Origin of the sequence: Kutzneria sp. NPDC051319, from assembly GCF_040682195.1 — a bacterium.
GTDB lineage: Bacteria > Actinomycetota > Actinomycetes > Mycobacteriales > Pseudonocardiaceae > Kutzneria.
The window spans coordinates 98,956-109,075 of the sequence record NZ_JBFBAM010000026.1 but is presented as its reverse complement, the minus strand read 5'-3'; the positions used below and the strand labels follow the sequence as shown (position 1 = coordinate 109,075).

The following is a 10,120-nucleotide window of genomic DNA, read 5'->3' as shown; positions in this document are numbered from 1 at the left end:
CTTCGCCCCCACATCGGGGGTCTGGGGGTCGCCCCCCAGAACAAACCGGAACGCCCCCTACCCGCGCTCTTTGCGGGCAGGGGGCGTTCCAAAGTGAAGGGGACCCCGCGCACCTGTCAGAGCCCGCTTATCCTTGCTGCCTTCCGGCCCTGGGGAGGTTCACAGGATGGACACCGCACGAGGTCCGGGTTCAGTGTAGCGGGTCGCTCGACCGGGTGCTTCGGGGGGCGGTGCCGCCGGATCGGGAGCAGGATGCCGGGCCATGGCGGAGGACACACGGCTTGAGATCGACATCGAGCTGTTCGGCGGTCCCGAGGACGGCCGGACGATCAAGGTCCCGGCGCAGCGGGACGGCGTCCCGATGCTGCCGCGCTGGGAGTACCCGCAGCTGCCCAAGGAACGCAACCGCGAGAAGCTCAAGGCTGCGCTGGCCGCGTCACCGGTGATCGTCTACGAGCGGCCGGCCGAGCCCACCCACGGCCGCTGGAAGTACGTCTACGCCGGCACCCGCGCCCGCAGCTGAAAACAGCAGAGGCCCCACCTGTCGGTGGGGCCTCTGACCTGCGGAGGATACGGGATTTGAACCCGTGAGGGGTTTAATCCCCAACACGATTTCCAGTCGTGCGCACTAGGCCACTATGCGAATCCTCCGCGAGAGACCTTACCCGAGGGGGTATTGACCAGCCAAAACGGCTGGTCAGCTGCTCTGTGGCGGCGAATGTCAGACCCGCGTGCCAGGCTGGTGGGGTGACGGATCCGCTGAGCGCGCTCCTGGAGGGGACGGCAGCCCACGCCCGAGGCCGGTTCGACCAGCGCAACGGGCGGCTGGGCAGCTCTACGACTGTGCACGCGGTGCATTTACAGCGCTGGCTGGGCGAGATGCTGATCCCGGCCCCCGGCTGCCATGTGGGCACCGGCACCTGGGACTTCACCCGGTTCGTGCCGACGAACGACCCGGTGACGTGTGGCCGCTGCCTGCGCTCGCCGCATGTGAGGCAGGCAGCGGCCGATCACGTGTCGCCGCAGCTGGAGCTGGATCTGGTCAGCCCCGAAGACAGCCGCTGACCCATTCCTCGACGCCGGCGGCGGTGATGGGCAGCGCGCTGGAGAGCACGTCGGCGCCGGTGTCGGTGACGACGAGGTCGTCCTCGATGCGCACGCCGAGGCCGCGCAGCTCCGGGGGCACGGTGAGGTCGTTGGGGTGGAAGTACAGCCCCGGTTCGACGGTCAGCGCCATGCCGGCGACGAGGCTGCCGTCGTGGTAGGCCTCGGCCCGGGCCTTGGCGCAGTCGTGCACCTCTAGCCCGAGGAAGTGGCCCACGCCGCAGACGATGTACCGCCGGTGGTGCTGCCCGTCGGAGTCCAGCGCCTCGTCGACGGAGACGGGCAGCAGGCCCCAGTCGTGCAGGCCTTCGGCCAGCACGCGCATGGCGGTCCGGTGGAAGGCCCGGTACTCGGCGCCGGGCCGCACGTCGGCCATGGCGGCAAGGTGGGATTTGAGCACCAACTCGTACACCTGCCGCTGCGGGTCGCTGAACTTGCCGCTAACGGGGAAGGTCCTGGTCACGTCGGCGGTGTAGTAGGTGTTGACCTCGACGCCGGCGTCCATGAGCAGCAGCCCGTCGGCCGGCACGTCGCCGTCGCAGCGAACCCAGTGCAGCACGGGCGCGTGCGGCCCGGCGGCCAGGATCGAGGCGTAGCCGGGGGCGTTGCCGCTGGTGCGGGCGCGCCGGTCGAAGGTGCCCTGGAGCCAGCGCTCGCCGCCGCCCTTGATCGCCATCGGCAGCTCGGCGGCCACCTCGGCGAAGCCGAGCACGGTGGCGTCGACGGCGGCCTGGAGCTGGCCGATCTCCCACGCGTCCTTGATCCGGCGCAGCTCGGCCAGCGCGGTGCGCAGGGTGGAGCTGTTGCCGTAGCCAAGGGCGTCCAGCATCGGCTCGACGCCGCCGGTCGCGTTGACCGCCGGGTGCTGGCCACGCAGCAGGCCGGGCAGGTCCTCGACACGCCGGCACGCCACGCCGAGGGCCTCGCTCCACTCGGCCAGGCCGGGCACGGGCCCGATCCACAGCTCGCCGTCACGGGCGCTGCCGAAGAACTCCGGATCCCCGGGACGGGCGGGCTCGCGCAGCAGCAGCACGGTCTCGTGCCCGCCGGACACGGGCAGCATCAGCAGCACGGCGCCTTCGGCGTTGCAGCCGGTGAGCCACGCGAAGTCGCTGTCGGGGCGGAAGTCGTAGTCGGTGTCGTTGGCGCGGACCGGGGCCCGGCCGGCGGCGACCGCGATGCGCTGGCCCGGGAACTCCGCGGACAGCCGTGCGCGGTGCGCGGCGGCGGCCTCCGCGGCGCCCGGGGTCAGCCGGACCTCGCGGGCGACATCGCCCCAGCCGGTTCCGACCGAGGATCGAAAGCCGGTCGCCTCGACCAGCCTGGACGGGTCTCGCCTCGCCGGCCGATCAGTCATGTCGAGCACTCCTCACAGCGTGAACCCGTTCGGAAACGGGTCGGTTGGGTCCAGCAGGTACTGTGCCATGCCGGTAACCCAGGCGCGGCCTTCGATCGTCGGAGTCACGCCCCGTGATGTCTCGGCCACAAGCCGTCCGATGAAGCGTGTGCCCAGCAACGACTCGTTGACGAAGTCGGTGTTCAGCGGCAACTGGCCGCGGGCGTGCAGCTGCGCCATCCGTGCGCTGGTGCCGGTTCCACACGGCGACCGGTCGAACCAGCCGGGGTGGATGACCATGGCGTTGCGGGCGTCGCCGCCGTTTCGGCCGGGTGCGACGAGTTGCACGTGCTTGCAGCCGGCGATGCCGGGATCTTCCTTGTGCACGGGTTTCCGGACAGCGTTGATGACGTCCATTATGGACAGTCCGGCCGCCAGCATCCGGTCCTTCTCCTTGACGTCGAAGGAGATGCCGATCGACTCGATCGGCAGGATGGCATAGAAGTTGCCGCCGTAGGCCATGTCGTAGCGGACCGCGCCCAGCCCCGGCACGTCCACCACGGCGTCGAGCTCGTGGACGTACGCCGGCACGTTCTGGAACCGCACCGACTCCGCGCGGCCGTCTCGCACGGTCACCTCGGCGACGACCAGGCCCGCCGGGGTGTCCAGCCGCACGGTCGTGACCGGCTCCGTGACCTCGACCATGCCGGTCTCGACCAGCACGGTCGCGACGCCGATCGTGCCGTGACCGCACATCGGCAGGCAGCCGGAGACCTCGATGTAGAGGACGCCCCAGTCCGCGTCCGGCCGGGTCGGCGGTTGCAGGATCGCGCCGCTCATGGCGGCGTGCCCCCGCGGCTCGTTCACCAGGAACTGCCGGATGTGGTCCATGTTCTTGATGAAGTACTCGCGCCGCTCGGCCATGGTGGCGCCGGGGATCGGCGAAAGACCGCCGGTGACCACCCGCGTCGGCATGCCCTCGGTGTGCGAGTCGACGGCGGTGAAGTACCTGCTGGCCCGCACGTCAGACCACCCGGGCGAGATCGGCGTCCAACTGCTTGCGGTGCGCCTCGGTCAGCGGCCCGCGCGGCGGACGGCAGGGACCGCCGTAGCGACCGAGCTTGTCCATCACGTACTTGATGGCCTGCACGAACTCGGTGCGCGAGTCCCAACGGAACACCGCGACGAGCCGCTCGTACAGCTTGCGCGCCTCTTCGAGACGACCCTCCTTGGCCAGGGTGAACAACTCCACCGACTCGGCCGGGTAGGCGTTGGGGAAGCCGGCGAACCAGCCGGTCGCGCCCATCAGCACGGCTTCGAGCAGCACGTCGTCGGCGCCGGCGATCACCGCGAGCTCCGGAGCCTGTTCACGGATCTCCAGCACGCGGCGGACGTCGCCGGAGAACTCCTTGACCGCCAGGACGTTGTCGATCTGGGCGATCTCGCGCAGCAGCGTCGGCGTGAGGTCGACCTTGGTGTCGAAGGGGTTGTTGTAGACCATCACCGGCAGGCCCACTTCCGCCACGGCCGCGAAGTGGTTGATCACCTCGGAGTCGTTGGCCCGGTACATGGTCGGCGGCAGGCAGAGCAGGCCGTCCGCGCCGTCCTCGGCCGCCAGTTCGGCCCAGCGCCGGGCCTGGTGCGAGCCGGGGGCGTGCACGCCGACCACCACGATGCCGTCGTCGCCAACGGTCTCGATCGCCGTGCGCGCCACGGCCCGGCGCTCGTCGTCGGTGAGGGACGAGTACTCGCCGAGGGAGCCGTTCGGGCCGATGCCGTGGCAGCCGTTGTCGATCAGCCAGCGACAGTGCTCGGCGTAGCGGTCGAGGTCGACGCTCAGGTCGTCGTGGTACGGCAGGGCGGTCGCGACGACCACTCCATCGAAGATCATGGCTCCTCCACGGGATTGGCGGCGAGGTCGCCGAGCGGGATCGGGGTGGCGATCGGCCGGCGGGCGAAGGCGGTGGGGTCCAGGTCGAGCAGGTCGGCGACGGTGTGACCGCAGATCCGGGCCTGACAGACACCGAGGCCGGCCCGGCTGGCCAGCTTCACGGCCCGGGTCGCGGTGAGGTTTTCCGCCGCCGTCCGGAGTTTCCGGTGCGTGACGCGTTCGCAGCGGCAGATGATCGTGTCGTCGGTCAGCCAGCCCCGCCAGCCGTCCTTGACGGGATACACCCTGGTCAAGGCCTCGGCGAAGCGCCGGTCGACGGTGAGGCCGAGCTGCACGCCCGCCGCCGCGGCGCCGGCTCTGATGCCTTCGCGCGCGGCCAGTTCCGCGCCGCCGATGCCGGTGATCTCGCCGGCGGCGAAGATCCACGGCACCGAGGTGCGCTGATCCTCGTCGACCTCCACGAAGCCGTTGCCGATCCGACAACCGGCGGAGATCGCCAGTTCCAACTGCGGCACGAAGCCGTAGCCGACGCAGACGGCGTCAACCGGGATCCTCTTGGTCTGTAGGGGATTCCAGTCCCTGTCGAGCTTCGCGACGGTGACCTCGCGGACCCGGTCGTCACCGTGGGCGGCGATGACCGCCGTGCGTTCACGGTAGTAGGGCGCAACCTTGGCGTACTGGGCCAGCTCCACGAGTTTGCGGCGACCAGCGATCAGCGCTCTTGTTTCGCCCGGCCACGTTGTTGATGGCGAATTCGCCTCGAACACCCGGACCTTGGCGCCGACGTCCATGAGCGAGCTCGCGACCGGCAGCAGGAAGGGCCCGGTGCCGGCGACGATCACGTTGCGGCCCAAGGCAATTCCCTGCCCTTTGGCCATCGCCTGCGCCGCACCGGCGGTGTACACGCCGGGCAGGTCCCAGCCGGGGAACGGCAGGGTGCGATCGTAGGCGCCGGTGGCCAGGATCAGTTGTGACGCCGTGACGACGCGGGATCCGGTGAGGTGCAGGCGGTTACCCTCGATCGCCCAGACGCTCGTGTCCGGCAGATGCTTCACGCGGTCGTGGGCTACGCGGATTTCCTTGGCACGGAAGGATTGCCGGTGATACTGGCCGCCGATCCTCGGCGCGGAGTCGATCAGCAGCACGTCCTGCCCGGCCCGCGCCGCCGTGACGGCCGCGTTGACGCCGGCCGGCCCGGCACCGACCACAACGACGGTCATCGCGTGACCACCTCGTCACCCTCGTGCAGAACCCGTTGGCACGCACGGACATCCGGCAGGCCGTTGACCGTGACGAGGCAGCCGTGGCAGACGCCGATCGCGCAGAAGACGCCGACATTCGGCACCACCGCCGCGATCGTCCGACCGGGTTCGACCTTCCGCGATTCGCCGTTGACCGTGACGTTCACAGCGCCAGCCCGGGTCGGTCCGTGCGGAACGGTTTCGGGTCGATGTGCGGCGTCCTGCCGGTCATGAGCTCCGCGAGCAGGCGGCCGGTGGCCACCGCCAGGCCGATGCCGGCGCCCTCATGGCCGGTGGCGTGCCAGAGGTCCGGCACGCGGTGGTCTTCGCCGATGACCGGCAGATGGTCCGGCAGGTACGGCCGGAACCCGCCGTAGGCCCGCATGACATTGATGTTCCGTAGCTTGGGAAAGAGCCGGATCGCCTTGCGGGCCAGCTCGCGCAGGACGTCGACCTGGATGGTGTCGTCGAAGCCGACGCGCTGGCGGCTGGAGCCGATCAGCACCGTGCCGGCGGGCGTCGATTCCACCACCGTCGAGGTCTGGAGATCGGCGTCGCCGCTGGCCACCGCGCCGACGTAGTCGGCGTCGTACACCTTGTGCCGCACCAGATCCACGACCGGCGTCGTCACCAGGACCAGGCCGCGCCGAGGCAGCACCGGGATCGGCGCGCCGGCCTTGGCCGCGAAGTCGCCGGCCCACGGACCGGCGGCGTTGACGACGTGATCGCAGGCAATGACGCCGCTGTCCGTCAGCAAGGCGTGCTTGGTGACGCCGGTCGCGGTCACTCCGGAAAGGAGCTGGCCGCCACGCTGCCGCACGGCGGAGAGCAGCGTGGTGGCCAGCAGCACGGGTTGCACCTGGCCGTCCTCGGGATAGTGGACGGCCGCGGTGATCTCGCGGGTGAGGTTCGGCTCCAGCTCGAACGCCTCGCGTGCGGTGATCGGGTGGGCCTGCACGCCGGCTTCTCGTTGTCGTGCGGCGAAATCGTGCAACGGCTGGGGATCGGTGGTGGCCACGACGAGACCGCCCTTGGGCTGCCACTCCACATCGGCCTGCCCGAGTTCCGCGGCCAGCTTGGCCAGCAGCTCCGGGAGTTGGCGGCGGGAGGCCTGCGCCAGTTCGAGTTCCGGGCCGGGTTCCTTGTCGGAGACGAGCACGTTGCCCTCGCCGGCGCCGGTCGTGCCCGCGGCCGGGCCGCTGCGGTCGACCACGGTGACCGTGGCGCCGGCCGCGCTGAGCGCCTCGGCGCAGGCCGCGCCGATCACCCCGGCTCCGACGACCACCACGTGCACGGCCACCTCCGTTCGTTAAAATGAACGCTACGGGTTGGAGGTGGCGCAGGTCAAGGCCGGCGGGCCGGCGTCGGCCGGGTACTGGAGCAGCAGCACGGACAGCACCGGCCCGTCGACCGCGCGGTACATGTGCGGGCGGTCGGCCGGGAAGCTCACGTAGTCGCCCGGCCCGAGTTCGTACGGCTCCTCGGGCGGTCCGATCAGCAGGCGGCCGGCGACCACCGTGACGTGTTCGATCCCGGGGTGGCCGTCGGAGTGCTGCTGCTGCCCGGGCCGCACCCGCTGGTCGTACATCTCGAACACGGTCTCGGTCACGTCCAGGCGCCGCAGCATCCGCAGGTCGACCGCGTTGCCGCTGAGCACCTCCAGGTCGGCCGAGCGGATCAGCACCACGTCCGGGTCGCTGCGCAGCGTCAGCAGGCTCGACACCGGCACGCTCAATGCGTTCGACAAACTGAACACGGTCTCGATCGTCGGGTTGCCGGCGCCGGACTCCAGCTGGGACAGCGTGCCCTTGGCGATGCCGGACCGGCGGGCCAGCTCGGACAGCGACAGGCCGCTGCGGTCGCGCAGCACCTTCAGGTTCGCCGCCAGCACCTGGCCGGCCCTCGGCTGAGTCACGTCCCCACAATGACATGAAGGGACCTTTCCTGACGTTCAACGTCAGGAAAGGTCCCTTCCAAGCGGTGTGTTACCTGGCCGGCGGCGCGAAGCAGTGCGCCAGGTCGAGCAGCTGGTCCAGCAGCTCGTTGCCGGTGCTCGGCCGGAACCGGACCACCTGCGGGTCGTGGTCGCTGGCCTGGTCGGCGAACTCGGCGTTGACGTGCACCACGTCGTACTCCACGCCACGCGGCGCGGTGCTGACCAGCAGGTGGTCGAGCACCTCCGAGTTGCCCTGGTAGACGTAGCTGTACCGCTGGTTCGCGGGCAGCTCGTTCACCAGGTCACGCAACTTGCCGCCGGCGGTGAGGGTGGCCACCGTCGGCGAGAACTGCATGTCGTTGAAGTCGCCGGGGATGACGATGTTGGCCTTCTTGTTCACGGCCAGGATCTGGTCGACGAACGCGCGCAGCGCCGCCGTCTGCTGACCGCGCTGCACCTCCGAGCTGCGCGACGGCGGCTGGTTGCGGCCCACGTCCGGCTGGTCGCCGAGCTTGGACACCAGGTGGTTGCCGATCACGATGACCTCGCGGCCCTGGAACCTGAACTCCGCGGCCAGCGGCTTCCGGCTGGCGTTCCACGCCGTATTGGTCGGGTCGACACGACCCGGCGAGACCGAGAGCTCGGCCTGGCCGTGGTTGTTGACGATCGTGGTCGCGGTGGTGGCGCCGCCACCCGGACGGTCCACAAAGGACACCCGCTTGGCGTTGTAGAAGAAGGCGATCCGGATGTTGCCGCCCGGCTGGCCGCCGTCGGCGTCGTTCGTCGGATCGATCTCCGTCCACTTGTACTGCGGGCCGCCCGCGGCCACCACGGCGTCCGCGAACTTCTGCAGCGTCTGGTCCGCGGCGACGACGCCGTCGTCGGTGGCCCCCGAGTTGTCCTGGATCTCCTCCAGCGACACGATGTCCGGCGCGGCCAGGTTGTGCACCAGGTTGCCGGCCAGGCGGTCGAACTTGGCCTGCGGGTCGGTCGGCGCCAGGTTCTCCACGTTGTACGTGGCCACCGCCAGCTCGTCCACGGTCTGCTTGGAGGTGGTCTCCGGCTTGAGTCCGCCCGAGACGAGGTCGCCCAACTGCGTCGCCTGGACCACGTAGCCGCCGAACTGGGTGTAGTCCAGCGGGCCCGCGGTGGCGCCGGTGAGCTTGTCGCCCACGTTCGCCACGGGGAACGGCGTCTGGGCGAACGGGATCAGCGACTGCACCTCGAGCCGGCCGGCGTTGTTGTCGTCGTATCCCAGGTAGACCGTGCCGCCGCGGACGCTCGGGTTCTGCGCCGGCTTCGTCGTCACGTACAGCTCGTTGTACTTGTCGGTCGCGCCGACCACACGGGCGTCGTCCACCTCGACCCGCATGCCCTCACGCGACTCGAAGAAGTCCAGCGCGTACTTGTCCGGCTCCAGCGGAAGGCCCTCGATGTTGCCGCCGGTCGGCGCGAACGCCGTCGGCACCGTGTCCGGGTGCAGGATCTCCGCCGCCGGCAACGGGTTGCCCGAGGAGACCACCGTGACCGTGGCCGAGTCGAGCTCCGTGTTGGACTGGTACAGCGACTTCGCGCCGGACTCGTCCGGGTAGAACTCCGAGACCTTGCCGGCCACCGTGATCGCGTCGCCGGGCTTGACCGCGGCGGCCTTCGATCCGGTGTAGACGAAGATGCCCTCGCTGGTGCGCGGGTCGTTGTCCGGGCTCGGGTCCTGGAAGAAGAAGCCCTGGCTGCTGCCGAACGTGCGCACGCCCGTCACGATGCCCGGCACGTCGCTGACCTGCTTGCCGACCAGCGGCGAGAGACGGGTCGTGCCCTGGATGTCGTGGATGCGGGCCGGCACGCCGGTCGGCGGCGGGGTCGTGCCGCCGCCGGTCGTCTCGCCCTTGCTGTTGGTCGGGGCGGGCGCGCCGGCGGTGAAATCCTTGGAGTTGTCGTCGGTGTCGCCCGCCGTGCGGGACACCGCCGCCGTGTTGCTCGGGGCCGGGGCGCTCGCGCCCTCCACGACCACCGCGCCGCCGAAGCCCACCAGGTCGTGCACCCGGGGATCGGCCGCGCAGTCCGCCGCCGTGAGGCAGGTCAGCGGGTCCTTGCCGCTCACCAGGGCCACCGTGCCCGCGGTCGCCGACATGTTGATGTTGCCGGTCGCGTCGGCCGTCGGCAGCGCCGTCGTGCCGCCGGCGCTCTTGGCCTCGCCGACCAGGTACTTCGCGCCCGCGGCGATGCTGCCCGTCAGGGCCGTCGTCTGCCAGGTGCTCGTCGGCTTCGGCGCCGCCGGCAGGTACTGCACGCTCCAGCCGTCCACCGACACCGCCGCCGTGGACCGGTTGGCCAACTCGACGTAGTCGGAGGTCAGGGTGGCACCGGCGTTGCCGCCGCCCCCGTACACCTCGGCGATCAGGGCATCAGCGCTCGGCGCCGCCGACACCGGGGCCGCCGTGACGACCAGTCCGGCCGACAACAGCGCGGTCACCGCCGTGCCGGCCAGGGCTCTGCGGCGGTGTGGAGATGGGGTCACCCTCGTCCTCCTACTAGCTCAGTGGTCGGGGCATCCTCCCCCGGTCGAGTGAACACCGGAAGGCTTTTGCACAACGGTTACCTGGTAGTACGAA

At 70.5% G+C, this 10,120-nt stretch carries 10 protein-coding genes, 1 tRNA gene and 1 other RNA gene; 2 read left to right on the top strand and 10 right to left on the bottom strand.

The genetic code is table 11. From position 1 onward, the window contains the following. Positions 1–94: 94 nt before the first annotated feature. Positions 95–189, bottom strand: an RNA gene (gene ffs / locus AB0M73_RS25300) — signal recognition particle sRNA small type. 73 nt (positions 190–262) lie between these two features. On the opposite strand from ffs, the gene AB0M73_RS25295 reads away from it, so the two are divergent. Further along, positions 263–523 carry a hypothetical protein gene (locus AB0M73_RS25295; protein ID WP_363894812.1) on the top strand — a complete coding sequence of 87 codons (261 nt, stop codon included), beginning with the start codon at positions 263–265 and terminating at the stop codon, positions 521–523. 41 nt (positions 524–564) lie between these two features. On the opposite strand, the gene AB0M73_RS25290 is transcribed toward AB0M73_RS25295, so the two are convergent. Continuing rightward, positions 565–651 (bottom strand) — tRNA-Ser (locus AB0M73_RS25290). 96 nt (positions 652–747) lie between these two features. Between AB0M73_RS25290 and AB0M73_RS25285 the strand changes: the two genes are divergently transcribed. Next, on the top strand, positions 748–1,065 hold the full coding sequence (locus AB0M73_RS25285; RefSeq protein WP_363894809.1) for a hypothetical protein: 318 nt from the start codon (positions 748–750) through the stop codon (positions 1,063–1,065). Here AB0M73_RS25285 and AB0M73_RS25280 read toward each other — a convergent pair. From AB0M73_RS25280 to AB0M73_RS25245, 8 genes are all read right to left on the bottom strand, one after another. After that, on the bottom strand, positions 1,043–2,461 hold the full coding sequence (locus AB0M73_RS25280) for an aminopeptidase P family protein (RefSeq protein WP_363894806.1): 1,419 nt from the start codon (positions 2,459–2,461) through the stop codon (positions 1,043–1,045). The two genes, AB0M73_RS25285 and AB0M73_RS25280, sit on opposite strands and share 23 nt — an antisense overlap. A 12-nt stretch (positions 2,462–2,473) precedes the next feature. Continuing rightward, complete coding sequence (locus tag AB0M73_RS25275) at positions 2,474–3,463, bottom strand: proline racemase family protein (protein WP_363894803.1); 990 nt, start codon at positions 3,461–3,463, stop codon at positions 2,474–2,476. Between the two features lies 1 nt (position 3,464). Continuing rightward, a complete protein-coding gene (locus tag AB0M73_RS25270) occupies positions 3,465–4,331 on the bottom strand; it encodes a dihydrodipicolinate synthase family protein (protein ID WP_363894800.1) in 867 nt (288 codons plus the stop codon). Next, positions 4,328–5,551 carry an FAD/NAD(P)-binding oxidoreductase gene (locus AB0M73_RS25265; RefSeq protein ID WP_363894797.1) on the bottom strand — a complete coding sequence of 408 codons (1,224 nt, stop codon included), beginning with the start codon at positions 5,549–5,551 and terminating at the stop codon, positions 4,328–4,330. The genes AB0M73_RS25270 and AB0M73_RS25265 overlap by 4 nt, the downstream gene beginning before the upstream one ends. Then, positions 5,548–5,739, bottom strand: coding sequence for a 2Fe-2S iron-sulfur cluster-binding protein (locus tag AB0M73_RS25260; RefSeq protein ID WP_363894795.1), 192 nt, complete (start codon positions 5,737–5,739; stop codon positions 5,548–5,550). The genes AB0M73_RS25265 and AB0M73_RS25260 overlap by 4 nt, the downstream gene beginning before the upstream one ends. Beyond that, positions 5,736–6,857: an FAD-dependent oxidoreductase gene (locus AB0M73_RS25255; RefSeq protein ID WP_363894821.1), complete on the bottom strand. Its 1,122-nt coding sequence runs from the start codon at positions 6,855–6,857 to the stop codon at positions 5,736–5,738. The genes AB0M73_RS25260 and AB0M73_RS25255 overlap by 4 nt, the downstream gene beginning before the upstream one ends. A 36-nt stretch (positions 6,858–6,893) precedes the next feature. After that, positions 6,894–7,487 (bottom strand): XRE family transcriptional regulator, encoded by a 594-nt coding sequence (locus tag AB0M73_RS25250; RefSeq protein ID WP_363894793.1) that lies wholly within the window; start codon positions 7,485–7,487, stop codon positions 6,894–6,896. A gap of 70 nt (positions 7,488–7,557) precedes the next feature. Beyond that, positions 7,558–10,026, bottom strand: coding sequence for a lamin tail domain-containing protein (locus tag AB0M73_RS25245; protein ID WP_363894791.1), 2,469 nt, complete (start codon positions 10,024–10,026; stop codon positions 7,558–7,560). Between the last annotated feature and the right edge of the window lie 94 nt (positions 10,027–10,120).

Excerpts from the sequence above, each read along its gene's own strand:
- AB0M73_RS25295 (WP_363894812.1), top strand. The coding sequence starts at position 263 with ATGGCGGAGGACACACGGCTTGAGATCGACATCGAGCTGTTCGGCGGT.
- AB0M73_RS25270 (WP_363894800.1), bottom strand. The coding sequence starts at position 4,331 with ATGATCTTCGATGGAGTGGTCGTCGCGACCGCCCTGCCGTACCACGAC.
- AB0M73_RS25280 (WP_363894806.1), bottom strand. The coding sequence starts at position 2,461 with ATGACTGATCGGCCGGCGAGGCGAGACCCGTCCAGGCTGGTCGAGGCG.
- AB0M73_RS25265 (WP_363894797.1), bottom strand. The coding sequence starts at position 5,551 with ATGACCGTCGTTGTGGTCGGTGCCGGGCCGGCCGGCGTCAACGCGGCC.